Origin of the sequence: Desulfoscipio sp. XC116 (assembly GCF_039851975.1) — a bacterium.
Classification (GTDB): Bacteria; Bacillota; Desulfotomaculia; order Desulfotomaculales; family Desulfallaceae; genus Sporotomaculum.
Window position 1 is genome coordinate 780,009 of sequence record NZ_CP156660.1, and the last position, 26,515, is coordinate 806,523.

23 protein-coding genes and 1 pseudogene are annotated in these 26,515 nt (G+C 45.6%); 15 read left to right on the top strand and 9 right to left on the bottom strand.

What is annotated here, in order from left to right:
• The first annotated feature begins 52 nt into the window (after window positions 1–52).
• The 5 genes from ABDB91_RS03530 (at window position 53) to ABDB91_RS03550 (ending at window position 10,930) form a co-directional block, all read left to right on the top strand.
• A complete protein-coding gene (locus ABDB91_RS03530) occupies window positions 53–835 on the top strand; it encodes an enoyl-CoA hydratase-related protein (protein ID WP_347490262.1) in 783 nt (260 codons plus the stop codon).
• 37 nt (window positions 836–872) lie between these two features.
• Window positions 873–1,889, top strand: coding sequence for a pyruvate carboxyltransferase (locus ABDB91_RS03535; protein ID WP_347490263.1), 1,017 nt, complete (start codon window positions 873–875; stop codon window positions 1,887–1,889).
• A gap of 143 nt (window positions 1,890–2,032) precedes the next feature.
• Window positions 2,033–3,988, top strand: a complete 1,956-nt coding sequence (locus tag ABDB91_RS03540) for an acetoacetate--CoA ligase (RefSeq protein ID WP_347490264.1) — start codon at window positions 2,033–2,035, stop codon at window positions 3,986–3,988.
• 359 nt (window positions 3,989–4,347) lie between these two features.
• On the top strand, window positions 4,348–6,393 hold the full coding sequence (locus ABDB91_RS03545) for a cell division protein FtsA (protein WP_347490265.1): 2,046 nt from the start codon (window positions 4,348–4,350) through the stop codon (window positions 6,391–6,393).
• A 40-nt stretch (window positions 6,394–6,433) separates the two neighbouring features.
• Complete coding sequence (locus ABDB91_RS03550) at window positions 6,434–10,930, top strand: DEAD/DEAH box helicase (RefSeq protein ID WP_347490266.1); 4,497 nt, start codon at window positions 6,434–6,436, stop codon at window positions 10,928–10,930.
• Between the two features lie 179 nt (window positions 10,931–11,109).
• Here ABDB91_RS03550 and ABDB91_RS03555 read toward each other — a convergent pair whose 3' ends face one another.
• Window positions 11,110–11,781 carry a flavodoxin family protein gene (locus tag ABDB91_RS03555; RefSeq protein ID WP_347490267.1) on the bottom strand — a complete coding sequence of 224 codons (672 nt, stop codon included), beginning with the start codon at window positions 11,779–11,781 and terminating at the stop codon, window positions 11,110–11,112.
• A 166-nt stretch (window positions 11,782–11,947) separates the two neighbouring features.
• A complete protein-coding gene (locus tag ABDB91_RS03560) occupies window positions 11,948–13,051 on the bottom strand; it encodes a DUF4163 domain-containing protein (protein ID WP_347490268.1) in 1,104 nt (367 codons plus the stop codon).
• Between the two features lie 566 nt (window positions 13,052–13,617).
• Here ABDB91_RS03560 and ABDB91_RS03565 point away from each other — a divergent pair.
• The 6 genes from ABDB91_RS03565 to ABDB91_RS03590 all read left to right on the top strand — a co-directional run bounded on the left by ABDB91_RS03565 (window position 13,618) and on the right by ABDB91_RS03590 (window position 19,180).
• A complete protein-coding gene (locus tag ABDB91_RS03565; RefSeq protein WP_347490269.1) occupies window positions 13,618–14,886 on the top strand; it encodes an efflux RND transporter periplasmic adaptor subunit in 1,269 nt (422 codons plus the stop codon).
• Window positions 14,883–15,731 carry an ABC transporter ATP-binding protein gene (locus tag ABDB91_RS03570; protein WP_347490270.1) on the top strand — a complete coding sequence of 283 codons (849 nt, stop codon included), beginning with the start codon at window positions 14,883–14,885 and terminating at the stop codon, window positions 15,729–15,731. The genes ABDB91_RS03565 and ABDB91_RS03570 overlap by 4 nt, the downstream gene beginning before the upstream one ends.
• A complete protein-coding gene (locus tag ABDB91_RS03575) occupies window positions 15,728–16,909 on the top strand; it encodes an ABC transporter permease (protein WP_347490271.1) in 1,182 nt (393 codons plus the stop codon). The genes ABDB91_RS03570 and ABDB91_RS03575 overlap by 4 nt, the downstream gene beginning before the upstream one ends.
• A 535-nt stretch (window positions 16,910–17,444) precedes the next feature.
• Window positions 17,445–17,771 carry a hypothetical protein gene (locus ABDB91_RS03580; protein WP_347490272.1) on the top strand — a complete coding sequence of 109 codons (327 nt, stop codon included), beginning with the start codon at window positions 17,445–17,447 and terminating at the stop codon, window positions 17,769–17,771.
• Window positions 17,772–18,317: 546 nt separating this feature from the next.
• Complete coding sequence (locus tag ABDB91_RS03585; protein ID WP_347490273.1) at window positions 18,318–18,854, top strand: PH domain-containing protein; 537 nt, start codon at window positions 18,318–18,320, stop codon at window positions 18,852–18,854.
• 191 nt (window positions 18,855–19,045) lie between these two features.
• Window positions 19,046–19,180, top strand: coding sequence for a hypothetical protein (locus ABDB91_RS03590; protein WP_347490274.1), 135 nt, complete (start codon window positions 19,046–19,048; stop codon window positions 19,178–19,180).
• 111 nt (window positions 19,181–19,291) lie between these two features.
• Here ABDB91_RS03590 and ABDB91_RS03595 read toward each other — a convergent pair whose 3' ends face one another.
• The 3 genes from ABDB91_RS03595 to ABDB91_RS03605 all read right to left on the bottom strand — a co-directional run bounded on the left by ABDB91_RS03595 (window position 19,292) and on the right by ABDB91_RS03605 (window position 20,382).
• Window positions 19,292–19,597, bottom strand: a complete 306-nt coding sequence (locus ABDB91_RS03595; protein ID WP_347490275.1) for a type II toxin-antitoxin system RelE/ParE family toxin — start codon at window positions 19,595–19,597, stop codon at window positions 19,292–19,294.
• Window positions 19,590–19,877 (bottom strand): type II toxin-antitoxin system Phd/YefM family antitoxin, encoded by a 288-nt coding sequence (locus ABDB91_RS03600; protein WP_347490276.1) that lies wholly within the window; start codon window positions 19,875–19,877, stop codon window positions 19,590–19,592. Before ABDB91_RS03600 ends, ABDB91_RS03595 begins: the two co-directional genes overlap by 8 nt.
• A gap of 235 nt (window positions 19,878–20,112) precedes the next feature.
• Window positions 20,113–20,382, bottom strand: coding sequence for an FtsX-like permease family protein (locus ABDB91_RS03605; protein ID WP_347490277.1), 270 nt, complete (start codon window positions 20,380–20,382; stop codon window positions 20,113–20,115).
• Here ABDB91_RS03605 and ABDB91_RS03610 point away from each other — a divergent pair.
• The 3 genes and pseudogenes from ABDB91_RS03610 to ABDB91_RS03620 form a co-directional block, all read left to right on the top strand.
• Window positions 20,360–20,518 (top strand): annotated as a pseudogene (locus ABDB91_RS03610) (ABC transporter permease); the annotation flags it as partial. The gene ABDB91_RS03605 and the pseudogene ABDB91_RS03610 sit on opposite strands and share 23 nt — an antisense overlap.
• 705 nt (window positions 20,519–21,223) lie before the next feature.
• Window positions 21,224–21,394, top strand: a complete 171-nt coding sequence (locus tag ABDB91_RS03615) for a hypothetical protein (RefSeq protein ID WP_347490278.1) — start codon at window positions 21,224–21,226, stop codon at window positions 21,392–21,394.
• Window positions 21,395–21,683: 289 nt separating this feature from the next.
• Entirely contained in the window at window positions 21,684–22,205 is a 522-nt protein-coding gene (locus tag ABDB91_RS03620) for a hypothetical protein (RefSeq protein ID WP_347490279.1), read from the top strand.
• On the opposite strand, the gene ABDB91_RS03625 is transcribed toward ABDB91_RS03620, so the two are convergent.
• From ABDB91_RS03625 to ABDB91_RS03640, 4 genes are all read right to left on the bottom strand, one after another.
• Window positions 22,202–23,428 (bottom strand): ABC transporter permease, encoded by a 1,227-nt coding sequence (locus tag ABDB91_RS03625; protein WP_347490280.1) that lies wholly within the window; start codon window positions 23,426–23,428, stop codon window positions 22,202–22,204. The two genes, ABDB91_RS03620 and ABDB91_RS03625, sit on opposite strands and share 4 nt — an antisense overlap.
• Entirely contained in the window at window positions 23,425–24,138 is a 714-nt protein-coding gene (locus tag ABDB91_RS03630; RefSeq protein ID WP_347490281.1) for an ABC transporter ATP-binding protein, read from the bottom strand. Before ABDB91_RS03630 ends, ABDB91_RS03625 begins: the two co-directional genes overlap by 4 nt.
• A gap of 74 nt (window positions 24,139–24,212) precedes the next feature.
• Window positions 24,213–24,389 (bottom strand): hypothetical protein, encoded by a 177-nt coding sequence (locus tag ABDB91_RS03635; protein WP_347490282.1) that lies wholly within the window; start codon window positions 24,387–24,389, stop codon window positions 24,213–24,215.
• A gap of 411 nt (window positions 24,390–24,800) precedes the next feature.
• Entirely contained in the window at window positions 24,801–25,031 is a 231-nt protein-coding gene (locus ABDB91_RS03640) for a hypothetical protein (protein WP_347490283.1), read from the bottom strand.
• A 751-nt stretch (window positions 25,032–25,782) separates the two neighbouring features.
• Here ABDB91_RS03640 and ABDB91_RS03645 point away from each other — a divergent pair.
• Complete coding sequence (locus ABDB91_RS03645) at window positions 25,783–26,499, top strand: GntR family transcriptional regulator (protein ID WP_347490284.1); 717 nt, start codon at window positions 25,783–25,785, stop codon at window positions 26,497–26,499.
• The last annotated feature ends 16 nt before the right edge of the window (window positions 26,500–26,515 follow it).

The window sequence follows — 26,515 nt, forward strand, 5'->3', positions numbered from 1 at the left end:
ATGTAAATGTATCCGCATTGATGCCCCAGCTTATAGAAAGGACGTGCTAATAATGGAATTTGAAAATATTAAGCTGGCCAGAGACGGGCATATTGCTGTAATGGCGTTTAACCGCCCCCGGGCCATGAATGCCATCAGCACCCAAACAGCTCGGGAGATCTTGGCTGCATTAGAAGAGCTGGAACAGGACGACAAAGTTTTTGCCGCTGTTCTTACAGCTGAGGGAGATAGGGCTTTCTGTGTGGGAGCCGATTTAAAGGAACGAAAGACTATGACGCGTGAGGAAATGAAAAAGCAGAGGGCTTTATTGGTTAAGACTTTTACAGCTCTAGCTGAGTTTTCCAAACCCATCATAGCTGCCGTTAACGGGTTTGCCTTGGGCGGGGGCTGTGAATTTGCCCTCTGTTGTGATTTTATCATTGCCTCGGAACAGGCCACTTTCGGGCTGCCGGAAGTGGGCTTGGCAATCATACCGGGTGGCGGCGGCACCCAACTGATGCCACGGATAATTGGACGCAACAAAGCCAAAGAATTAATCTTTACCGGCCGGCACATTAGTGCCAAGGATGCTTATGAGATAGGCATGGTCAATCATATTGCCCCAGCTGATAAGCTGATGGGAAAAACAATGGAAATTATGCGGGAAATCACCGGGAACGGGCCGGTGGCGTTACGGCAGGCCAAACGGTCAATTAACCTGGGCTTTGAGCTGGAACTGCATACAGCGCTGGCGCTAGAGGCAGAGTGTTATAAGGTTTGCCTAACCACTGAGGATCGCGACGAGGGCCTGCTGGCATTCAATGAAAAGCGTAAGCCGGTGTACAAAGGCAGGTAACTCCTAAAACATTTAAAAACATCAAGGAGGCATGTGTATGTTTCAATTAAAATATCCCAATAAAGTTAGAATTGGCGAAATTACCGTCAGGGACGGTTTCCAACATGAGGATTTTACTATTCCCACCCGGGCTAAGTTGTGGGTTTTAGAGGAGCTGATTCTGGCCGGCTTTAAAGAAATCGAGGTTAGCAATTTGGGTAATCCCAGAGTGATGCCCCAGTTTGCAGATGCTGATGAACTCTTTAAAATGCTGTATAACTCCAGAAGGGTTAAGGAGAAACTGCCGGAAGTAGAACTTACAGCCATAACCATTAGGGAAAAGGCTGTGGACCGCGCCATTGAGTTAAAGCAAAAAGGCTATGGCCCAACTCGTATTGTGCAAATGGTGTCAACTTCGGCCTCACACATGTATAGAAACTCAGGGCTGGATCACAAGGGCTACTGGAAGATGACCGAAGAATCTATCAAGAAGGCTCATGATGCGGGAATTAAGGTAAATGGCACCGTTAGTACCATCTGGGGCTGCCCTATTGAAGGGCCGACAGAATTGAAAAAAGCCGTGGAATTCACTAAAAGGTACCTGGATTTGGGCGCTGACGATATAGAACATGCCGATCACGACGGCTCTGCGCCGCCTAATAAAGTATATGAATATTTCTCAATGATTCTTGACGCTATGCCCGACCCCAACTTACACGTGGCTCACTTTCATGTAACCAGGGGTTGGGGGCTGGCCAATGTGCTGGCTGCGCTTCAAGCCGGAATTACCCGTTTTGAAAGTACGATGGGCGGCACCGGCGGCCAGCCGGCTAACTTTGTTGACGGGGCTCCTGTTGCCGGAACCGGTGCTTATTACTACCAGGACCCCAATATTGTCGGGTTGGTGTCTACCGAGGACATGGTGGTAATGATGGATGAAATGGGTATTGAAACAGGGGTTGACGTTGACAGGGTATTAGGAATAGGCCGGATGATGGAAAAGATTCTTAACCGCAGGCTGCGCAGTGAGTGTATTAAGACTGGCCGTATTCCCAAGGAGGTCACCGGATTTTAGTTTAAATAGTGCTTACGCAAGAAAGATGTGTCATCCCATTAAATAATAAGCGTGAGGTTATTGACTATTGCAACTCAAAAGAGATAGGTACGGCGACATCGGTATTATTGACGTTGTCCGGTGCAGATCAAGGAGGAATTAGAGTGCATAATTTGCTTTGGTCACCGTCTGAAAAACAGGTAAGCGAAGCCAACATAACTGCTTTTATTAGATTTATCAATGAGAAGTACGGAAAAATTTTTAATTCCTATAGCGAACTATATGACTGGTCAATTACTGACATCCCCAACTTCTGGGCCGCCATGTGGGAATTTGGTGAAATCAGGTTTTCTAAGCCTTATTCCCAGGTGGTGGATAACCTGGATACTATGTTGGAAGCTAAATGGTTTGCCGGGGCTAAGCTGAATTTTGCGGAAAACCTGCTGCGTTACCGGGATGATCAAACCGCTTTAATTTTTAAAAGCGAAGCTTTGGAACCTATGAGGATAACCTATGCCCAACTGTATGACCGTGTTGCCCGCCTGGCCCGCTCATTGCGGGATATGGGTATTAAGACCGGTGACCGGGTTGCGGGTTTTATGCCCAATATGATCGAAACGGTTATTGCCATGCTGGCCACTGCCAGTATTGGCGCCATCTGGTCGTCCTGCTCCCCTGATTTTGGTATCAAGGGAGTATTGGATCGTTTTGGCCAAATCAGACCCAAAGTTCTTTTTACCGCCAACGGTTATTATTATAACGGAAAAGCCCATGATTCACTGACCCGTATTTCCGGAGTTCTGAAAGACATCTCTTCCATTCAAAAAGTAGTGGTGGTCACTTACACTGAAGAAAAACCTGATATCAGCCAAGTTCCCGACTCGGTGTACTTTGACGACTTTATTTCTAAAGAATCCGGTCTGGAAATTAAGTTTGAACAACTGCCATTTGATCACCCGCTTTATATTATGTATTCCTCCGGGACAACCGGTATCCCCAAGTGTATCATGCACAGTGCCGGCGGCACTCTGATCCAGCACCTAAAAGAGCTGCTGCTGCACACCAACCTGAAAAGAGAGGATAAAATGTTCTACTTCACAACTTGCGGCTGGATGATGTGGAACTGGCTGGTAAGTTCCCTGGCAATTGGAGCCACTGTCCTGCTCTTTGACGGCTCGCCCTTTTACCCGGACTCAGGAACACTGTTTAAGCTTGTCCAGGACGAAGCAATTACCGTATTCGGGACCAGCGCAAAATATCTGGCCGCTGTTGAAAAGAGTGGTATTAAACCAGGCGGGGAATACGGCCTGGGCAACCTAAGGGCGGTTCTCTCAACAGGTTCCCCCCTTTCTATTGAGAGCTTTGAATTTGTTTACAAGGACATTAAGAAAGATTTACAGCTTTCTTCCATCTCCGGCGGCACGGACATTATTTCCTGTTTTGCACTGGGCAACCCAATCGGGCCGGTGTTCGCCGGTGAATTGCAATGCCGCGGTCTGGGCATGAGGGTGGAAGCATTTGACCTGAACGGCAAACCGGTTTTAAACCGAAAGGGTGAGTTGGTCTGCACTGCACCATTCCCCTCTCAGCCTATTGGTTTCTGGGATGACCCGGAACAAAAAAAATACAAGAGTGCGTACTTTGACGTATACGATAATGTGTGGCGCCATGGCGATTATATTGAAATCAATGATAAAACGGGTGGCGTGGTCATTTATGGCCGTTCCGACGCAACCCTCAACCCCGGAGGCGTCAGAATCGGTACCGCGGAAATCTACCGGCAAGTAGAAACTTTGTCCGAAGTGCTTGACAGCTTGGTGGTAGGGCAGAACTGGGACAACGATGTTAGGGTTGTCCTGTTCGTTAAGTTAGCCGCAAGCGTGGAGTTAACAAATGAACTGATGAAAAAAATCAAAACTGTTATCCGTGTAAACACTACACCCCGCCACGTTCCGGCTAAAATTATAAGCATTAAGGATATCCCATATACCATTAGCGGCAAGAAGGTGGAACTCGCGGTCGGAAATCTTATTCACGACCAACCCGTGCTGAATAAGGATGCTCTGGCCAATCCCGAGGCGCTTGAATATTACAAGGATATTCCCGAGCTGCGGAACTAACAGATAATAGCTGAGTGCATTCGGAACAATAAACCCGTCGCAACTTACCGGTCTTTCGGTTGAGTAAATGGCGGGTTTTATTGTGGCTTTGCAATTAAGTCTTTGTTTAATTTCTAGATATACTATGTTGTAAAGGTGATCGTTTAACCTGTTGCCGGCCGAGTCTTTACGTTCGCCATTTACGATTGGGGTAAGGTCTTATGGCAGGATTCAAAAGCAGTAATTAAATTTGGTGTACCGCTAATTCTGGGGATGGTTGTTGATAGAAACGTGATTGATACGATATAATTGACTAAAATCAACTTGACAAATGACGACAGGATATTGGGAAAACTGCCTTAACTGAAAGGAAATTGTTCATGACTGTTCCACAAAGCGCAAACAATATCATATTTGCCCTGGATATTGGCACAAGGACAGTTATCGGCCTTGTCGGGAGCATGGAGGGTAAAAATTTTAAAATTATCGCCCAGGAATGTATCGAACACGAGGGACGTGCCATGTACGACGGTCAGATTCACGATATTCCCCGGGTAGCCGAGGTAGTTGCCGCCGTTAAATCCCGTCTGGAGCGCAAAACCGGCCTAATATTGGATAAAGTGGCGGTGGCCGCGGCCGGCCGTTCCTTGAAAACCGTTCGCTGCCGGGGGGAAATGGAATACGGCGTAAGCCGGGAAATCGAATCTCTGGACATCCGCGGGTTGGAACTGGCGGCTCTGCGCCAGGCTCACCAGGAATTGGAACGGGAGGGTGACGGCGCTCCGGATTATTACTGCGTCGGGCATTGTGTGATCACTTACCTGCTCGACGATCTGCCCGTGTCGAACCTCCTGGGACACGTGGGAGATCGGATAGGCGCTGAGATAGTGGCCACATTCCTGCCGACAACGGTAGTCAACAGCCTGTATACCGTATTGTGCCGGGTTAATCTGGAACCCGTTCACCTAACTTTGGAACCTATCGCTGCCATTGATGTGGCCATCCCGGAAAATTACCGACTGCTCAACCTGGCTCTAGTCGATATCGGCGCCGGTACCTCGGACATCGCCATTACCCGTGACGGCACTATTATTGCCTACGGCATGGTGCCCCAGGCAGGCGACGAAATTACTGAACCGATCGTGGAAAACTTGCTGGTGGAGTTTAACGAGGCGGAAAGAATCAAACGCCTAATTGGCTCAGAGAAAGAGATCACTTATACGGACATTATCGGCGTGACCGATACGGTTACCCGGGAAAAGTTAATACAGGTTATTGATCCGGTCCTGGACAGGTTGGCTGACGCCATCGTTAGCAACATATTGGAATTGAACAGCGGTATACCTCCCAAGTCGGTTTTTTGTATCGGTGGCGGAGCCCGGATTCCCACCTTAACTGAAAAACTGGCCGAACGCTTGCAATTGGATAAAGGACGGGTGGTGATCCGGGACAGAAGCTTTGTGCAAAATTTGATCTACGAAAACGCTGATGATTTGCTGGCCGGCCCGGAAGGGGTCACGGCATTAGGCATCGCCACGGTGGCCCTAACCAGATTGGGTTATGAATTTATGCAGGTCAATATAAATGGTTGCGGTTATAAACTCTTTAACTCCAGGGATATCACCGTGTCCCAGGCCCTGGGATTGATAGAGTATGATCCCCACTATCTGATTGCCAAAAACGGCCGGGACCTGAAATTCTTCTTAAATGACCGGCCGCATACCGTGTTTGGCGGCCTGGGACAGCCAGCCCGTATACTGCTTAACGGGCGGGAAGCCAATTTGCAAAGTACCGTACAGGACGGTGACGAAATCTTGGTCATCAAGGCCGTCTCCGGAGCGGATGCCTTCGCCCGGGTGGCTGATTTTCTGTCGGAGAAAAGAAAACTTATCATCCATTTAAACGGCCGGGATGTAGAATGGACAGCGCGTCCCTTGTTGAACGGGCAAGAAGCCGGCCCTACCACCGGGCTGCAAAATACCGACCGTTTGGTTATATCACAAACTCCCACGGTGGAGGAAATCGCCGGCCTTTGCGGGATCGACCTTGCCGGTTGCCAGGTTATGGTCAACGGGCACCGGGTCACGGTTCAAGACACGCTGAGCAACGGAGATAATGTGGAAATACCGGTGCTTAAGCTCCGGGAAAAAGATGACCAGCCGCCCAGCAAAGGCAACAAAGGCGATATACCCGGCATAACATTGACTGTTAACGGGGAAGAAATCAAACTGTTGGTTGAGAGCGCTATTTTTATTGATATTTTTAATTATATTGATATAGATACCAGCAAACCCCAGGGCATGCTGGTTATGACAATCAATGGTAATAGGGCCCAGTACACCGATCCCGTTCGGGATGGAGATCGCATCGATATTTACTGGGACGAAAATGAAGAAAAGACAGTCAATAGGCATATGCATAGTTAAATGCTAAGACTCGAAGTTCGCAGGGAAGAAAGGTAAGCCCATGGATCACTCGGTTCTCGATCTGTTTCATCCGCTGATCGGCAAATGGTTTATCGAAAAGGTGGGCTTGCCTGCCGATATTCAGGCCCAAGCCTGGCCCCGCGTTGCCAAAGGCGAGCATGTTTTAATTACGGCTCCTACGGGCAGCGGTAAAACTCTGACCGCCTTTCTCTGGTCATTGCAGAAGCTAATTACCGGTGATTGGCCGGGGGGACTGGTACGGGTCTTGTATGTTTCGCCCCTGAAGGCCCTCAATAACGATGTGCAGCGCAACCTGTTGAAGCCCCTCGAAGAGCTGCGGGCTTATTTTGCAGAGGCAGGTGAAAGGTTTCCCCCGATGCGGGTACTCACCCGCAGTGGAGACACCCCGCCAAATGAACGCCGGCAGATGCTGCGCAGGCCGCCCGAAATTCTAATCACCACCCCCGAAAGTCTTAATCTATTGCTTAGTTCCAAAAACAACCGCCTGATTTTAAACGGGGTGGAAACGGTTATTCTGGACGAAATCCATGCCGTCCTGGACAGCAAACGGGGCACCCATCTGATCACGGCGGTGGACCGGCTGGTTCCTTTGGCGGGGGAATTCCAAAGGATTGCCTTATCCGCCACGGTCCGGCCCCTGGAACCGGTCGCTGAATTTGTGGGCGGCCTCAGAGTGCGGCAAGCCGGTGAGGATTACCGTTATGAAAAGCGGCCGGTGGTTATTCTGCAGTCGATTGTCAAAAAACAATATAACCTGACCGTGGACGCTATTAAACAGATTAACGACGGGGCGGAGGGGGAGCAGGATGCTCTCTGGCAGGCATTGGCCGCCGCCTTGACGAAGGTGATTCGCGAGAACAATGCCACCCTGGTGTTTTGCAATAACCGCCGGACAGTTGAAAAACTGACCCGTTACATTAATGATGCCGCGGGCGAGCCCCTGGTTTATTCCCATCATGGTTCACTGGCCCGGGAACTTCGCCTGGCGGTGGAACACAAACTTAAATATGGTGAATTGAAAGGGATTGTAGCTACCAATTCTCTTGAATTAGGCATTGATATCGGCGAACTGGATGCGGTGATTTTGGTGCAAACCCCGCCCTCGCTGACTGCCGCCGTCCAAAGGATTGGTCGGGCCGGTCACGGGGTGGGCCAGGTGAGCCGGGGGACGTTGTACCCTGTTTTCGGACACGATTTTTTGGAAGCCGCGGTGACTTCACTTAACCTGCCCGCGACTGAAATTGAACCCATCGCTCCTATTGAAGCGCCTTTGGATGTGCTGGCGCAGGTGCTGTTATCCATGACCGCCGTTCAGACCTGGGACGTGGATGAGCTTTATGCCTTTCTTAAGACCAGTTATCCCTATCGCCATCTGCCCCGTAAGAGTTATGACCTGCTGTTGGAAATGCTGGCGGGCCGCTATGCGGATACCCGTTTGCGCGAACTCAAGCCCCGCATCATTTGGGATAAACTGGACCATACGGTCAAAGCCCGGGACGGGGCGGTCCGCCTGGTTTACCAGGGAGGCGGCACCATCCCCGACAGGGGTTGCTATGACCTCCGCCTGATGGACACCAAGGCCAAGATAGGTGAGTTGGATGAGGAGTTTGTTTGGGAGCGGAATGTGGGCGAAAGCTTTATGCTGGGTAACCGGGTATGGCGGATTATGCGTGTTACGCATAATGATGTGGAAGTAGTGCCCGGTGACCGGACAATTAACATCATACCCTTTTGGCGGGCGGAAGAGCAAAACCGGGACTTCTATTTTGCTGAAAAAATGGGCCTCTTTTTGGAAGAGGCGGATCGAAATCTGGCAACAGAATGGTTTGCGCATCAGCCGGTGTTCAAAAACACCTGGTCCCCGTGCGCCGTCGAGCGGCTCATGGCATTTCTCAAAGGGCAAAAAGAAGCGACGGGCCGGCCTTTGCCGCACCGGCATCATATACTAATTGAACACTTTGCCGATCCCCTGAACACGGCGGACAGCAAACAAGCTATTATTCATACCCTGTGGGGCGGTAAAGTCAACCGGCCTTTGGCCATGGCTTTGGCCGCCGCCTGGGAGCAAAAGTTCGGCTATCCCCTGGAGACTTATGTCGGCAATAACAGCGTCATGTTAATGCTGCCCCATAGTTTTGCGCCGCCGGATCTTTTCTCCCTGGTTTCACCCTCCAATCTGGAGCATCTTTTACGAAGCAAATTGGAGAGTTCAGGCTTTTTCGGCGCTAAATTTAGGGAAAACGCGGGACGTGCCCTGCTGTTGCCCAAGGCCGGTTTTAAAAAACGCATGCCTCTGTGGCTCAACCGCCTCAGGGCTAAGAAATTAATGGCGGCGGTCACTGCATATGCTGATTTTCCCATTATGCTGGAGACCTGGCGCAACTGTCTGAAGGATGAATTTGATTTGGAGACAGTCAAACAGCTGCTGGATGAAATAAACGATGGCCGGATCATGATCAGCGAAACAGTTACCCACCGACCGTCTCCTTTTGCGTCTGATGTAATTTGGAGCCGGACCAACAAATACATGTATGAAGACGACACACCTCTCTCCGACCGGCGGTCGGGTTTGAGCCGGGAATTATTGAAAGAGCTGGTGTACGCATCTCATTTGCGGCCCGCAATCCCGGAGGTTTTAGTCCGGGAATTGGACGGTAAGCTTAAGCGGACCGCGCCGGGGTATGCGCCCCCTGACGGGGAGGAACTATTGCTTTGGATTAAAGAACGCCTTTTTATTCCCGCTGATGAAGCGGCCTCCCTTTTTGCCGCCATGCTAAGGGATAACCAGGCCGCTGATCTTAATTTAACCTTAGATAAAATTAAGCGCACTTTAGGGGATAAGGTGGCCTGGCTGCACCTGCCGGGGACGGAACAGCCGGGCTTGTGCGCTCTGGAAATCTTACCGAGGATTGTCGCCTGCCTGGGTGTCGGCTTTTCCGACCTTGCCCTGCGTCCCTTAACTCCTCAGGCTGCGGACGAGCTGTCGGCAGGCTTAAATAAAGCTTTGGCTCTTTTTGAACAGGAGACGGGTACGGAGTCCGGGGAACTCGGCAGCGATACCGCCTTCTTTGTGCATCAGTGGTTGTCCTATTACGGTCCCGTGCCGAGGGAGTTTGTCGGTCGGTGCTTCGGTCTGCCGGCTGAAGTTTGCGCGGCCGTTTTTGCCACTCTGCTGGAAGAGGAATGTATCGTGGCGGATATGCTTCCTGAGGGAACCGGCCAGGAAGAGATATGTGACCGTGAAAATTTGGAGCGTCTGTTGGCGATGGCCAGGCGTGCCCGCCGGCCGGAATTCAATCCTCTGCCGGTGACGGCATTGCCCTTATTTTTAGCGACCTACCAGGGGGTCGTTGAAAAAGGAACGACTATGGAGGATTTAGAAGAGCGTTTTGAACAATTGTTTGGCTTTATCAGCCAGGCCCAGCTATGGGAGGAAGCCATCCTGCCCGCACGCATGGAGTCTTACTATACTGCCTGGACGGATAGCCTGATGCAGACAAGTGATTTAATTTGGTTTGGCCGTGGGCAAAAGCGAACGGGCTTTTGCTTTAGCGACGATTTAGAGCTGTTCCCTCCCGGCGCAGAGCCTCAGGGAGAAGAAGACGAAGCGCGGGCACAGGCGCTTTTCCCGGATTTGCAGGGCAAATACGATTTTTTTGCGCTCAGCCGGCATACGGGTTTGCCGAGCGATGCTTTGACGCAAAAGTTATGGGAACATGTTTGGCGGGGCAGTGTCACCAACGATAGCTTTGCCGTACTGCGCAGAGGCATTCTGACCAAATTTAAACCCCTCCAAGCGGAGGACAAACGGGGCCTTAGCCGCCGCGCGGGGTACAGCCGCTGGTCCGCTTCGCGTCCTCTACAGGGCGGCTGGTATATCTTGCCGGAAAGTGAAGAGCGGGATCTCATTGAGCGGGAGGAACTGGTCAAAGACAGAATACGCCAACTTTTTTTTCGCTATGGGGTGCTTTTTCGTGAGCTGCTGCACCATGAATTGCCCGAGATGCAGTGGCGGCAGATATTCCGTACATTGCGCCTCATGGAGTTTTCCGGGGAGATTTATGCCGGGTATTTTTTTGAGCAGATCACCGGTTTACAGTTTGTTTCCCGGGAAGCCAACCGTTTCTTAGGCCGGGGATTAAACGAAAAAAATATTTATTGGCTGAACGCGACCGATCCGGCATCGCCCTGCGGGCTTAAGCTGCCCGGTATGGACGAAGACCTGCCCGCTCGTTTGCCGACTAATTTTGTTGTGTTTCATGGCACTCAATTGAAAGTAGTGGCCAGACGCAACGGCAAAGAACTCTTGATCAAAGCCGGACCCGATGATCCGGTTTTACCTGCATACTTTACTTTTTGTAAAACTCTCTTAACGCGTGATTTTAATCCATTAAAAAGTATAGTCGTAGAATCTATTAACGGCCTGCCGGTTCTGAAAAGCCCCTACAAAAAAGCTTTGCAAAGTATTGGTTTTACCGGTGATTATAAAAGTCTGATATTGAGACGGCAATATTAGGCCGGGGTGTCAGAGGAGACCGGATATTATTATTTAACCTTAAAAACCCACCAGGAACAACAAGTTGCGGGTTAATGGAATATTGGACTATGTGTTAAGATGTTGTAGAACATGAAGAAGCTTTTGCTCTCGTGCATAATTCTGAGGGGCAATATCTCAAGTCTTGCTTCAGCTTTACTTCATAGCTTTGCAGCGAATTGTTGATTCCGGTCAAACGGTGGCCCGACCGTGCCGGAACGGAGTTTTGTTTCCAACTCTTTTCTCAACTTAATCGTCTTGGCCAATCTTTTGCCTGCTGTTACGGATTTATCCAGTATACCGGCATTTTCTGAGACTTCACCCGGTTTTAAAAAACCGACCGCTTTTACAGTATCAATAACCCTATATCCCAGGTCCACGAGAGGCTTTGTTAATGCCTCCATAGTAAACCCCATGTACTGTTCGTCATGCTGTTCGCAAACAGTCAGGGCAACAGCATACTTACCGCCCATAGCCTCGCTTATCCCAACCCAGCAGGAGCGGTCATCCTTGGCAAAGACTTCCATGCTGTAGCACCGGTCGATGAATTTCTTCATGTCCGCTGACACGTTATAAAAATAAGTGGGCGAGCCCAGCACCAGGCCATCAGCTTCCAATAAAAGAGGATAGAGCTTTTGCATATCGTCATTGATTACACATCGGCAAGACTCACTGCACTTTTCACAACCCCGGCAGCCGGTGAATTTATAATCGTGCAAAAATACAAGTTCGGTTATCGCTCCTTCTTTTGCGGCCCCCTGCAGTACTTCCTTTACCAGGCGAGAAGTATTGCCGTTTCTTCTTGGACTCCCTACAATCCCAAGTATTTTCAATTTTAATTCCTCCGGTTGATTTTTTTAAATCATATAACAAACCATTACATAACGATCACTGGACCGGAAGAGGTAGGCTGCCATGAGCCTACCTCCGTCCGTTTGTCTGATTAAACGGATCGCACGGTTTTCCCGTAATCCGCTTTCCTCAATTGATGTCGTGAATTTACTTTAAAAAGCCGAAATCAGGCTTCAACATATCTTGCAATGTTGAAAAATCAATCGGAAATTCCTGAATGCCGGCGGCATACGGGAAATACTCGTACTGTTGGAAATAAACTACCACCGCATTGCCGGACAGATAGAAGTCCTGATCGTCCTTAATGGCCTGGAAGGGTGTGAGTTCATACAATGTCCCTTCCTTGACCCCCTCGGTGATCCTGTTTCCGACGATATTACTGATATATAAAACATAATCCGCATCACTGTTGAACAGGTCTTGAAGATTGTATGCTTTGCCCGTTTTCAGGTCGAAAGTATAAGAGCTTTGGAGCGTCATACCGTGAGCGCCCCCGGTATACTGGTAATCCAAAAATATTAAGCTTAACAGTCCGTTTTGATTATATTTCAGCTTGTAATCAAAATAACTTTCACATTTATTGGGACTGCCTGAATATCCGGAAGCCATGTCTTTTTTCATTTCGTCCGCATTTTGCAGTCCTTCATTTCTGGTAGTGTCAGCCGCTTTTTTGAAAACGGAGTTTATATTTTCCTGTACGGCTTGGTCAGGCAACCCGTTAATTTGCGGATATTGCAAGGTCATTTTAATTTCCTCGTTTTCCGAAGCCTCTTTTATTGTTTTAATGGTAATTTTGTTTTCCGTTGTTTTTTCAAGTTTGACCTTTTCGTTTGACTTGTCCCACTGAGTTTTAAGTGCTAGGTTTTCGGAGAAAAAGTTCGCTCTCATGTAGATAGTGTTTTCGACGGTTGTGTCCTTATTGGCCGCATTGTCTAAATAATCTCCGCTCATATAATAAGTATGGTCATTTGCGGTTATTGTATAGTTTTTCAAATCGATCATAATATTTTCCCCGGTCTTGGAGACAGATATCGGATTATCCTTTCCCGACCATCGTACTTTATAGCCGAGCGCTTCACTGACAGCCCGCAGCGGCAGATAGATATTCCCTTCGTCAATATAGGCGGCAGCTTTAATCTTAGTACCGTCCAGCTCAATTGCCGTCTGATCGTCAGCTGCCGCAAAGCTGTATGCTTGCATAGACAAAAACAATGTTAAAATAACACCCATTAGCAAAACCTTTTTAGTCATGACATTGATGCTCCTTTACCAAATGTAAATTATAATATATATTTGACGTTATAATGCTGTTACTTGTTCCATAGCAGTGAAGGCCAATAAATATTTGATGATGAAAATGTGCTTTAAAGGGGGATACAAAGTCCCTCGTTCATGCGATACATTTCATTAAATGTAAAATTGGGGAACTTGACGATATGTAATTTCGTCTATTAAATAAATAACCGGTTTGTAAAACCCACAGGGAAATAATTTTCAGGTAATCTTAACTTTTCCGAAAAGAAATAGGTTTACAGACTGATTACTCGGTGCAGTTGCTATGGTAGTATTGTTATTGTAATGAATTTAAAAATTTAGTTTTTTCATGTGCATGGTCAATTACTTCGTAAAAAATAATAAATTTTTTAACTGGTTGCCAGAAACCGGTCTTTTGCTGTGTCTAAAGTATTAGGGGGAATATTTGCAGGGGGCGGTGATTAATTAACCTTATATTATTATAGCAATATTCAATGTTAGTTGTAACTTGTTATAAAGGGAGAGATCAAATGTTGCCATCGTTAAAACAAAGGTTGACTAAAATGTCGTGGAAGAAGCTTTTGGCCGGGGTGCTAGTCCTTGGCCTTGTTGCGTCCGCTGCCGCCTTCTTCATCATCAAAAGCAAAAAGCCTTCGGGAATACCGGTAAAAACGGCCCAAGCGGCAATAAAACCTGTTCAGGACAATGTTTTCGCCACCGGGCGGGTGAGACTGGTGGAAAAACAGGAATTTTACAGCTACGAAGAAACAACAGTCAAAGAAATTAAAGTTATGCCGGGTGAAACAGTACATAAAGGCCAAGTGCTCGGACTATTGGATGTCGATGATTTAGGGGACAGGCTCAGCAACGCCAAATCCAACTATGCGGTACAGCAATCCAACCTGGAAGACGCGCTCAACCCCAGGCCGGAGGAGATAGCCCAGCTTAAGGCCGACTACAACAAAGCCGAAGCCGACTACCAAAACGCCCAAAAAAATTACGAGCGGACCAAACAGCTGTATGACCAAGACGCAGTGAGCGCCCAGGAACTGGAGACGGCGCAGCTTGACCTGATAGCAAAAGAAACGATGTATAAAAACGCCGGCGCCAGCCTCAAAATCAAAGAATCAGGTCCCACCGGCCCGGAACTGGCCTCCCTTAAAGCGCAGGTGGAGCAGGCCCGCATCCAAACGGAACTGGCCCAGCAGGAGCTTGACAGAACCACCCTCACGGCGGAAATGGACGGCGTTGTCATTGCTGTAGAAGTGGCCGAGGGTGACCACGTCAATCCCGGCACCAGGCTTATTACCATCGGCAACACCGGCAAAGTGGAAGTAACCGCCGGTGTCAGCGAAGCGGACAGCGGCAGCTTAAAGACCGGGCAGCAAGTTATCGTCACCGCCGCAGCGCTGCCGGACCGTGAGTACGCGGGAGTACTGCACAGTGTTTCCCCCGGCGCTTTGGTGCAAGACGGCAACCAGGGCAGCCAGATCGAAGTGCCGGTAGTTGTCAGGATAACCGGAAACTCCGAAGGGCTTCGCACGGGCTATACCGTTGATTTGACCATTACCACGGTGGATATAGAAAAGGCTCTGGTCGTGCCATACGAAGCTGTAGTGGAAAAAGAAGGTAAAAACAAAGTTTATGTAGTGGAAAACGGTATTGCCAAAGAGAAAACAGTGGAAATCGGCCTGAATGTTGAACTATACACGGAAATTAAATCCGGCCTTAAAGAAGGCGACACCGTGGTTGTGAGTCCGGGTGACTTTATAACGGATGGCGCTAAAGTATCAGCATTAAATAACGCGCCTGCAGCCGGAGGCGCCATATGATGATTCGAGTGTCCGGTCTAACTAAAATATACAGCACCGGAGCGCAGCCGGTGGCGGCCTTAAAAGACGTGAATCTCGAAGTCAAGGCCGGCGAGTTTGTATCCATAATGGGGCCGTCCGGTTCCGGCAAATCAACCTTGATGAACCTCCTGGGCTGTCTGGATACTCCGACCTCCGGCTCCTATGAACTGGACGGCATGGAAATAAGCACTCTTGATGATACCGGTATGGCTAAAGTGCGCAACCGTAAAATAGGCTTTGTTTTTCAGAACTTTAACCTGCTGCCCCGGATGACCGCCTTGCGCAATGTCGAGCTGCCCATGCTATATGCCGGGATAGATGCCCGGGAAAGAATAAAAAAAGCTACCTCGGCTCTTCAGCGGGTGGGGCTGGCCGAGCGGCTTCACCACCGCCCCAACCAGATATCCGGAGGCCAGGTGCAAAGGGTGGCCATAGCCCGGGCCCTGGTCAACCAACCGGCGGTATTGCTGGCCGACGAACCCACGGGCAACCTGGACACCCGTTCCGGGGAAGAAATCATGGCTATTTTTCAGGACTTAAACCGGGGCGGAGCCACCATCGTACTGGTCACCCACGAGCTGGACATAGCCTTGCATACCTCCAGGATTATCCACTTCAGGGACGGCAGGCTGGTAGCCGACGAGAAAGTGGAAAAACCTCTGGATGCCGCGGAACAGTTAAAAAATCTGGGACCGGGGGAACAAAACAAAAGCCGGGCCGGTGAAAAATCCGCGTCCACCGTATCACCGCCCCCTGAGATTGCGGCAATCCCCCATCCCCAAACGGTATCCGGCTCCGATACCGGGAAGGGGGAAGCACAGTGAACCTGTTGGAAAGTATCCGGGTGGCCCTGGAAGGTATCCGAGCCAATAAGCTGCGCTCCTTTTTAACCACCCTGGGCATCATCATCGGTATTGCCGCGGTGATTGCGGTAGTGGCCATCGGCCAGGGAGGCCGGGCCATGCTGATGGCGGAGATGGAAAAAATGGGCACCAACATCTTTGCCATCTATGTGGACTGGAGCGGTGAAGAGCGGCCCACCGGTAATATGTTTGAACTTAGTGACGTACAGGTGCTTAAAGACAAGGTGCCGGGCATAACCCATCTTTCCGCCAACAGCACCACCATGGAGGATGTCAGAGGTTCCAAGGACAAAAAAAATGCGCAAGTCTGGGGAGTATCCTCGGACTATGAGTACATCAGAAAATTGAATATAAAAACAGGGCATTTCTTCAGCCAGGGAGATGAATCCCTGGGCCGTAGAGTTGCCGTGCTGGACGAAGCGCTGGCCGACAAAATTTTCGGTCGTTCCGAGCCCGTGGGCAATAAAGTAAGCATAGGCAGCACACCGTTTTTAGTAGTGGGCGTGTTGGCCAAGGGCGACTCCATGATGGGCTTCTCGGAAGAGGCCAGGATATTTATTCCCAGCCGCTCCTGGCACAATATGTTCGGTGCATATGTAAACAACCTGGAAGGCAGCGCCGTATCCAGGGAAAAAGTGCAGGAAACCATGGACCAGGCTGTAAAGGTATTGGAACGGCGGCATCGCAGCTCCGCCCAATACATCGGCTACAGCATGGAGCAGGAAATGGAATCGGCTAACCAGATAACCGGCATTATGACCCTGATTATCGGTGCCATCGCCGGTATATCCCTCTTGGTGGGCGGCATAGGGGTAATGAACATCATGCTGGTTTCCGTTACCGAGCGCACCAGGGAAATCGGCATCCGTATAGCCCTGGGGGCCAGGCGCAGGGACATATTGACCCAGTTTCTCATTGAATCGGTAGTGCTTTGCTTGCTCGGAGGTGTAATCGGCATGATGCTCGGCGTGGGAGGAGCCTATCTGATTGCCAAGTTGGCCAAATGGCCGCCCCTGGTGTCCTGGTGGACGATGTTGATCGCATTTGCCTTCTCCGCCACCATCGGCATAATTTTCGGCCTGCTCCCCGCCAACAAAGCGGCCAAGATGAACCCCATCGAAGCGTTGCGGAGAGATTAAATATAATATACACCAACGAGCCGGTGATATACCGGCTCGTTGGTGTATGCGGAACTCTCACGTTTGCAAATTATTAGCCATAAAAGGATCGGATGACATTATTAGTGTTGTAGTTACAAAATACAACAAAGGAAAAATTTATAAAATGACGAAGCTGAGTATGCCGGGTAAGATTGAACACTTTGACCGGCGAGATTGAATAGTGTGACCGTTTGAAACTGAACACCCTTACCGGCAAAATTTAACACCATTTTCAATAATTTGTTTAATGGCAATTGAGGGCTCTGCCCTCAAACTCCCGAGGTTTATCGCTTTGGTTTTCCAAAGAGAGTGATAAATGATTGATATTAGTAAATCTAGTTAATGCCCCTCCTGGCTTTCTACACCTGAATATTAGATGTACAGTCTTTGCGGTGAAGGTGTTCAACTTAGGCGGTCAAACTGTTCAATTTCAGCGGCCAAGGTGTTTTTTCCCGCCGGTATATTCAAAGCATACAGAAGTAAATATAAATTAGTAATTATGGGTGATTTGTCAATGAATAATATATCATGGCTTACCATGTTTCTGCCCTCAGTTCCCGAAAATAATTTATTTAACGCTATATGGGCAGCAACTGAACTAGGTATCACAGTACTTACAAGCACTCTTATCTACCCAGGAGCTAGAATCACTAATGACTACTTACGGGAGATGTTACGAGATAGAAATATTAAATATGATTCCGGGTACTTAGAAGGTTATATTTGCCCAATGGGGCGTGCAAGGAAAAAGCTGTCATCGAATTTTTTTATTCCTGAACCAAGTAAAAATATAAAGAAAGCTTGCAAGGAAGCAGGAAGTACAATTGTAGTACTTTACTAATGGTAAGGTATTGTTTTGTTGTGGTCATGCTGCATTTTCTCAAGCGCAGAAACTTCTTTCAATGGGTAACCTTAGTGACAACGGAACTACACTTCCGGAAATAGTTAAACTAATGCAAAAGAATGTTCTGTATTGGTGGCTATATCTTAAAGGACCCATGGCAATAATGAAAGAATTGGGATTTGAAAGGAAAGTTTATAATAAATGCGAGTTTTGTTTATATTTAAGCACTGTTCATTGGGAGAAGTTGCTTTCATTATCAGAAAGAAAAGAAGAGATTTTTTCGTCCTGGAACAAACAAATTGGATGAATATTATTAAAACATATCATTTTTAATTTGGGGCTTGCTGAACGGTCCCATTATCCCAACAAAATTACTAAAATGCCGGACTTAACAAAGCCCGATTTTGCCCCAAAAGTGTTGATAGAAGACTTTATCGGAGTTGTGAAGCTTGTTATTTTTTAGGTACAACATATAAAAGCCAACTTCGCGACTTAACAATCAAAAAGAGGAAATTCTTGGAAAACGGGAAGGGAGATTACAGAGTGGCGTATCAGCTTGATTATTTTGCAGTAATTAAGGCGTTTTTTATGCCGTTTAATCTTTTTTTTCTATTGCTTTTTCTCGGTCCAGTTGCTATTGCTGTATTTGTCGCTTACAGAACAATTAATCGTTACCGTATTGCTATATTGTTAGCCAGTGTTGCTATCCCAATTCTTATTCTCTCTTTAATAAGTTTTCCCGAAGTAGGTTCAGGATGGAATTTAGATAGAAATTCACTTAAAATTAAATCTCCACCTGTTTTAACCACTATCCAGTTGCCAGAGGCCAGAGTTGAGCTGGTAGAATCATCTGGCTCGTGGCAGACCACCCTGAGAATAAATGGTAGTGGTAAGCCCGGGCTGGCAATCGGCTGGTTCAAACTACAGAACGGGAAAAAGGCTGTGGTATTCAGGCACTTACATCACGCAAAGATGGTGGTACTGGAGTACCAAGGCGAATTCTACATCCTGCAACATCCTGGTGTGGAAGATTTATATATGGAGCTTATTGCACGTGGCGCAAAGCCAACTGGACTATAATAAACTGAAAATATATTTTTTTGCGAGGTTATTAAATCGAAAGACCTTCTTGCTCTAAGAATGTTAATAAAAACTTATTTGGAAGGCAAAACTGGGGCAATTTTTTTTTGTTTTTTTTACTGCTCTTCTCTTTTCCTTGGCCGGTCTTGCTACTCATTATTTAACAAAATTTTTAATTGACGTTATTTTTAATGGTGGTCGGAGCGTTTTTAGTAGTGGGCGTGTTGGCCAAGGGCGACTCCATGATGGCTTTTCGGAAGAGGCCATCGCCGGTATATCCCTCTCTTGGTGGTTTGCCCGGCGTGTCTGCCGAGCTGATGGGTTGAAAGGACACCCTGTCACCTAATCAGCAAGAAGATAACCCGTAGGCAAGGGCGTCACTGGTAACGGTGGGGTCTGAAGGAAGTCGAAGGGGGAACTTGGAACATAAGCATCGTTTATATTCCAGTATCCAGGTATTGTTTGATGTTCCGGCTGCCGTGCAGGATGCGGTGGATTTCAATTGTATCCTTCAGCACAACATAGAATACAAGATAACCGTCTACCGGCATTCTGCGGTATGCCGGCCGGTACTGCCCCACACTATAAATTTCATACTTTTCGGGAAAACGGGGCAATTCCTTGATCTTTTCAATAATATGGTCATATTGACGTAGCGCGGTACTTTCGTAAAACTGCGCAAGATATCCCACAATGTCAGTAAGGTCTTGTGCTGCGACGGGCAGCATGACCACCTTACGCATTGGCTTGCCCCACCTTTTCCGCAAGCCTGTTGCGCAGGGAAACGGAAATCTCGTCGAATTCCAGGCGGGTAGGGTCGGACTCGGCCTGCTGCTGCGCCTCAAATAACGCGGAATCGATGTGTTTTGACATTTGGAGGGCTTCGTACTGTTCAATGCTCATAACTACCATGTCATCATACCCATTTTTAGTCAGGAAAACCGGTTCCTTGCTTTCATGGACGATGCGGGAAATTTCGGTGAAGTTATTCCGTAGATCGGATATTGGCCTGATCTGAGGCATAGGAATACCTCCTTTCATTGTTTAAAATTTATCATAATTATGATATTCAGTCAAGAAGTGCTTTATATTGCGGTATAGTCATCGGCCAGGGTGAAAATTAAATCCAGATGACGGGCTAGTTAAAAAACTTCAATGCCAGGTTCGTAATCTCTGTGAGGATAATATTATGTACCTTTACCATATCCCTCAAGTATATTGTTTTTTCTTAGCCCCATAGCTGGCATTATGGCAGCTATCATACTAACAACCACAGTCCCCAATATGTACTGAGTACGATATACCATGGGAAAACAAAAAGAAGTCTTAAATAATAAACGAGTATCCAACTAAATAATAGCCCCCCCAATGCTCTAAATACTACAGCCAGTACCGCATAATAAAGCGATTGGTACATAACAACCTTGAAAAGCCCGTTTTGTTCAATTCCAATCATGCGCAAAACCATGTATTCCCTTAATTTCTCATGGATATTGGACTTAAATGGTGTGATTGCCAAGTTGGCCAAATGGCCGCCCCTGGTGTCCTGGTGGACGATGTTAATAGCATTTGCCTTCTCCGCCACCATCGGCATAATTTTCGGCCTGCTCCCCGCCAACAAAGCGGCCAAGATGAACCCCATCGAAGCGTTGCGGAGAGATTAAATATACAACAACGAGCCGGTGATATACCGGCTCATTGTTGTATGCGGAACCCTCACGTTTTTAAATCCAACGTCCATAAAACATCCAGAGATTCATTAACTCGGTGGTTGTGGACGACCTAAGAAACCAAAGAAAAACGTAAATCCAAAAAATCCAAACAAGCCCTTAAGGTAATCAGCTTCAGGAATAAAACCTAAAAATCCAGGAATCCAAGGAATCCGAACAGCCCCAGTCTTTCCGGAAATTGTAGGCGCCGTTCATGGAAGAATCGTAGGCTGATCAAGCTAAAACCGGCGGACGCGGCTAGCCAAGGTTGAAGTACACTCCAACCTGTTAAATAGCCTATAACCTCGACCAGTCCCACAAGACCAATAAGCCTAAGATTTTCTGGAAATTGAAGACGTACATTAGACAGCGGTGTTCCCCTACTTTGTGCGGGTAAGATTTGCAAAGTAAATTTGCGGTACAGGGGTATGGGTTAATGGAGATCCATTTTTATCAACCAGTGGTCTTCCAAGTTTTGGCCCCCTGAGTCGGATGTTATAACGTTCGCTGGATTCAAGTGGAGTAAAAACAAACGTATGTGGTATGCGATAAATACGGCGGAGCGGGCGGCTGTGGCTAATGAGTTAGCCGGTGGGAAGGTTGATAAACCCGTACCGACGGAGGAAGTGAAGCCTAAAGCAAAGACTGAGACAAAACCGGATGCAGAGCAACCAAAAAAACATCCCGGATTTAGCCACGTACTTGCGCCGCCAAGCCCAGACTATGCAAAGAACCATTGATGCAAAGCTAAACCCTGCTGTTGCCGGTCAGAATCCATTGCTCGGAGGGCAAGAATGGCAGCAGGGATTATTCAAGAAGGCGAACGGTTAGAACGGATACAGAAAATGATATATTTTCAAACAAGCAAATCTATTTTTCAGACAACCAAAAGCACTTTTCGGCAAGTTGGAAAGGAATTTTGGTTCGCATTCAAGAACAGGGAAGTAAAACGCCATAGATAGGATGTCTTTGCTTTCGTTGTTTTTGGTCTCACTGCCCGAAACGCTGCTGGTGATTATGTTGGGATTATATTGGGATTTTGACTGGCGGACCCTGGCATAATCTGCTGTCCATTGCCTATCTACCCACTAAAATGAATTTATTTGGGGGAAGTATAATTTTGATTAAGTTTTTGTCTTACAATTTTTACATATCGGTTTTTATAACTTTAACAATATTGGTATTTGTTAAAGATAAAGTTACTTGGAAGAAAGGAGGCGTTACTGCTTCTTTCTTACTTATAATACTGGTTTTTATAAGTTGTTTTATTGTCTTACCATTACCGTCTATAATTGCAATTATTACAATATATATTTTAAACTATGCTCTGCCAGGTTTTTTTGAATGCAATAAAATTACAGACTTGTTTGAACCGATATACTTAGCATTTATGGTTTTACTATTACCTTTAACTCTTTTAAATATGGCTATAAAATCTTTGAATATAAGTAAGCTGAATAAAATATTTATAGAGTTGCTTCTTTTTGTGCTTATAACAAGCTTGGTTTTGAATGGTACATTATACTATTTTTCTGATATTAGAATTACTAGTATAAAATTGTTAGAGCTATCTCTAATTATTGGTTTGGTTTTCTTTATGATTGACGAAGTAACAATTAAGTGGGATAATCGCGGACATTAAATAGACAGGCTTATTAATCTTGAAGAAATATATGACATAATTAAAACACCGATCAGCATCCCACATATTGCTCCAAGCCATGAAAATGCAATAAAGCCGGCAATAAAACTAGTTATTATGAAGCCTGGCAGAGTCATTATAAACATAAATCTCCTGGTCGCGGCATATTTAACTTTATCATTCCTGGGAAATAAGTTTATAGATTCAGAACATATAAATTCCTGCCAATATGAGCGTATAAAAAATGTAATTAGAGGGACAAATGCAACCAATAGTCCCCACACCCACGCCGCAGGAAACGAAAACATGATTAGTATAAGTACCAGCAACATTTGCAGATATTCCAGGATGTTTTTGATATCCCGTATAACTGATTTTATCCCCAGCTCTGCTAAACAGTTCTCCGCGTGACGTTTTTTGAAAAGCGGGTCCGAATGGGAAAAAAGAATGGTGTGTTTTCTTTTTAATAGCGGTCGTTTTTTATTTAAGCTTACAAATCTTAATAAGAAGTCAAGATACCTTAGTTTTGCAAATTGTTCGCGGGTTACATCTACAAAGAAAGTGCCTTTCATAGTTAGTCTTCGAAAAATTAAAACAACCAGCATTATTAACAATAAGAGCATGGCAACAGTAAATAAACCGCTGTGACCGATAGTATGGGGAATAATGTTTATAAACAGAATCCCCGCCCCAAAAAACAAAACGGTTTGAGCAACCGCCAGTATAATTCCTTGGTAAACAAAAGATAGAAACTGTTGAATGAAATTTAAACACAAGCCTGTTAGAACACTTAAAATAAATAACTGTAGAAATTCAATAATTGAAAATTGATAACGGATTAAAACCGGTGCTAACAGCAAAAAGATAAAACCATTAAAGCATAGTTTCAAGAACACGGAATAAGCAATGCTGAGTATAAATATTTGATTTAAGCAGTTCTTATGCTGCCATAAAAATAGTTGATCCGCCTCTTCGATAAAAATTCTAATCGTGCCCTTACAAGCAAAGAAAAAGATCACCCCTGCGAATAACTGCGAAGGTAAATCATAAGGCCAGGAAGGCTGAGTTTGCCATAATATTATATATTGATATATCCCTAAAGTAATAGCCGGGCCCACAATATACAACGCCACTGTCCAATCAATAGCCATTTGCCATACTTTGCACTGAAATTTCCAGTCGGAAACAATTCGCTTATAAAAGATTTTGGTTGATGTAATCATTTCATGTGCTCCATAATTTGGCATAGACAATCAAATAAAGATGCTCCGGGCAAATGGCATTGTTCTCTAATTTGTTCAAAGGTTCCTCTGGTTAAGATGGAACCTTTAAGAATAATAAATATTTTATCGCAGATTTTTTCAGCTATTTCTAATTGGTGAGTAGATATCACTATTCCCGCGCCACGTTTTCGTTCCCTATTGATTAGGTTGATCAGTGTCTTGGTAGCGGGAGGGTCCAGTCCTACAAAAGGCTCGTCAATTAAATAAATTTCAGGTTGAATTAAAAAGCCTATGGCAATCATTAACTTTTGCTGCATACCTTTGGAAAAACTCGTCGGGTAATGATGCTTTACGTCTTGTAAGCTTAATAATGTTAATAATTCATTGCCTCTTTCAAATAATGTCTTCTGATTTATTTCATGAATTGCGGCGGCCAAGACCAAGTGTTCCCAGAGAGTTAAGTTATCGTAAAAAACAGGTTGTTCCGGAATGTACGCATACTTTTGACCGGACCCAGTGAATTCTACTTTTCCAATCGTTATAGGAAGTAAACCTAAAATTGCTTTGATAACGGTACTTTTCCCGGCACCGTTAGGTCCGATTAACCCTACCAATTCTCTCGATTTAATTATGAAGTTAATATCAGTTATGATTTGATCATCTAGTTTACTGTATCCTGCTTGTACAATTTTAGCTGTTAATAAATCCATCTCTATACCTTCCCGTTAATTTCCATACCTGTCATGTGGAATTATCTTATCTCTTCTTTCTCTTCTCTCTCTTTTTAATCTTTTTTTTCTTTTATTAAACTATATGCTGAGAAAAAGACAATAAGACAAAAAAAACCAATATATACCCAATCAGATTTTGTCCACTCAGAACTATATTTGGTGAAAAATACCCACAGCAACCATAAAGACCCTAAAACCACAAAAATTTGGTTAACTTGTCTTGGTAACAAATAGATACCTCCTATCTCAAGTTTTGTTAGCTATCTGCGACTAGCTCATTCAATCGCATTATTTAAGTTTTATACTTGAGACAATATTACACAGGAACAAACCCTGAAGTGAATAATTTTGGTTAAGCATGTTTTATTTGCCTTCAAAGCGCTGGCCTTTATTGCAGGAATGTTCTATATGAATTAGTTGTTTTATATTGTAGCTATGTGAAATTATACCATAAAGGAGGCAAGAAAGGCATCGACTTATACAGAAAATCATTGGTAAAGACGCTTCTATATTCATTTCTGTGTCGGTTGTATATAATAAAAAGTCGGTCTATCTTATTAGAGTTGGAAACCGTGAAAAAAGTTAAAGGTAAACGTGAGGGGCTTAAGCCCACGTTTACCTTTAAAAATTGGGTAATATCCTTACCATTTGGGGTTGCGGCCACCATTCCCTCTTCCACCGCCGTTACCTCTGCCGCTTCCTCTACCGTTGCCCTGGCCGCAAGCGGCTCCTGTTCTGCGTGGAAAATTTGGAGAACATTGGTTTTCCATACCGCCTTGCTGCCTTAAATTATTGTTCTGTGCACAGCTTCCCATTCCGCGGCCCATCTTGCCGCTGCGACCCCTCGGGCCGTTTCCATCAAAACATGGCATATTAGCCACCTCCTTTCTGGCTTTTTCCATGCGTCTTTTTCAATCGAGATACTGTTAAGGTTGGTTCGATTTGCATGGATAATTGTTTCGGGTAATTACCCATAAATATAATACCTTAATTATGGTCATATGTCAATAATGTTTAATGAATTTTTACAAGTAAAATATAATGTCCAATTGTCCATGCTATAGGCCGGGATAAATGCCCGGGAACGAGTTCACTCTGGTTCTGATTGCGTATAATTGTTATAATATAGAAAAATATATCGTTGCCCAAAACAAGCATAATTGAATGCCGGTTTAATTTCCTTGGGACAGTTGATTTTTAGGAGCCTGATGGCCTATCGTTATCATATGAAAGCACCTCTTTTGTATGGTAACGTGGTTTGGTCAATTTACCGTTAATAATGGAGAGATGGTTAGAGTTTATGCAACCAGATGGGATAGTATGGTGCGAATAGTAACAGAAAAGGAAATTTATCTTTTGTCACCCGAGAAACCAAAAAGTTTTTATGACGAGCTAAAACACTTATTATGATTACAGTCAAGAATTTGGATACTGTGTTTTTCTTTTTTATTAGCTTACTGCCGAGTAGCCGGAAAATGCGAAATCGGTGAATTGGCCGGCTAAATCAAGTTCTCATTCGCATTACCCAGGTGCAAAAGTTGAGCTGGAATAATGAGTGTGATAAGATATTTTTATAATATACAAGGAGATCGCTAGGTTATAATCAGAATAGAGGTGATTTTGATGCAGCTGGATGTAAATAGTCCAATTCCTTTACACGCACAATTAAAAGAGATATTAATCAAGGAAATTAAAAGCGGAAATCTCTTGGACAGAATTCCAAGTGAACGAGAGTTAATGGAAAGATTCAATGTTAGCAGAACGACGGTTCGGGAAGCTATTTCTACTTTAGTTAATGAACATATAGTTGAGAAAATTCATGGGAAAGGTACTTTTATTACGTCACATTCCGTCAACGAATGGTTAGGTAGTTTAAGTAGTGTAACAGAAACCATTGAGAAAATGGGCATGGAACCTGGTATAAAATTACTTTTCCAGGGAATTCAGTCTGACCCTGAAATCGGAAGAATATTGGGAGTTCAAGAGTTCTATGTAATTGAAAGATTACGATATGCGGATAGAGAACCTATTGCGATTGAAAGAAATTACTATCCTTTAGAAATAGGGTTAAAGTTTAAAGAATACGATTTGAATAAGATTGCACTATATTCCGTTTTGGAAGAGCATGGAATACTTTACCAGGCAGAAGAATTAATTACTTCAAGTATGCCGACCGAAGAGGAAACGAAATTATTAGATATCTTGGATGGAACCGGAAATTCAAGCGTGTTAGCTATTGAAAGAGTCACATCGGATTCAGCGGGGAACACCGTAGAGTATTACAAAGCTGTTTATCGTGCAGATCGGTATGCCTTTCATATAAAATTATTTAGAAAATAAGAAAAACCTAATTTTT

What these genes read in the sequence shown, in the direction of transcription:
- ABDB91_RS03595 (WP_347490275.1), bottom strand. Translation starts at nt 19,597, where the DNA reads ATGCGTAAGGTGGTCATGCTGCCCGTCGCAGCACAAGACCTTACTGAC.
- ABDB91_RS03535 (WP_347490263.1), top strand. Translation starts at nt 873, where the DNA reads ATGTTTCAATTAAAATATCCCAATAAAGTTAGAATTGGCGAAATTACC.
- ABDB91_RS03630 (WP_347490281.1), bottom strand. Translation starts at nt 24,138, where the DNA reads ATGGATTTATTAACAGCTAAAATTGTACAAGCAGGATACAGTAAACTA.
- ABDB91_RS03530 (WP_347490262.1), top strand. Translation starts at nt 53, where the DNA reads ATGGAATTTGAAAATATTAAGCTGGCCAGAGACGGGCATATTGCTGTA.
- ABDB91_RS03640 (WP_347490283.1), bottom strand. Translation starts at nt 25,031, where the DNA reads ATGCCATGTTTTGATGGAAACGGCCCGAGGGGTCGCAGCGGCAAGATG.
- ABDB91_RS03550 (WP_347490266.1), top strand. Translation starts at nt 6,434, where the DNA reads ATGGATCACTCGGTTCTCGATCTGTTTCATCCGCTGATCGGCAAATGG.
- ABDB91_RS03615 (WP_347490278.1), top strand. Translation starts at nt 21,224, where the DNA reads ATGCAGAGCAACCAAAAAAACATCCCGGATTTAGCCACGTACTTGCGC.
- ABDB91_RS03580 (WP_347490272.1), top strand. Translation starts at nt 17,445, where the DNA reads ATGAATAATATATCATGGCTTACCATGTTTCTGCCCTCAGTTCCCGAA.
- ABDB91_RS03560 (WP_347490268.1), bottom strand. Translation starts at nt 13,051, where the DNA reads ATGACTAAAAAGGTTTTGCTAATGGGTGTTATTTTAACATTGTTTTTG.
- ABDB91_RS03625 (WP_347490280.1), bottom strand. Translation starts at nt 23,428, where the DNA reads ATGATTACATCAACCAAAATCTTTTATAAGCGAATTGTTTCCGACTGG.
- ABDB91_RS03570 (WP_347490270.1), top strand. Translation starts at nt 14,883, where the DNA reads ATGATGATTCGAGTGTCCGGTCTAACTAAAATATACAGCACCGGAGCG.
- ABDB91_RS03590 (WP_347490274.1), top strand. Translation starts at nt 19,046, where the DNA reads ATGGTGGTCGGAGCGTTTTTAGTAGTGGGCGTGTTGGCCAAGGGCGAC.
- ABDB91_RS03545 (WP_347490265.1), top strand. Translation starts at nt 4,348, where the DNA reads ATGACTGTTCCACAAAGCGCAAACAATATCATATTTGCCCTGGATATT.
- ABDB91_RS03600 (WP_347490276.1), bottom strand. Translation starts at nt 19,877, where the DNA reads ATGCCTCAGATCAGGCCAATATCCGATCTACGGAATAACTTCACCGAA.
- ABDB91_RS03565 (WP_347490269.1), top strand. Translation starts at nt 13,618, where the DNA reads ATGTCGTGGAAGAAGCTTTTGGCCGGGGTGCTAGTCCTTGGCCTTGTT.
- ABDB91_RS03645 (WP_347490284.1), top strand. Translation starts at nt 25,783, where the DNA reads ATGCAGCTGGATGTAAATAGTCCAATTCCTTTACACGCACAATTAAAA.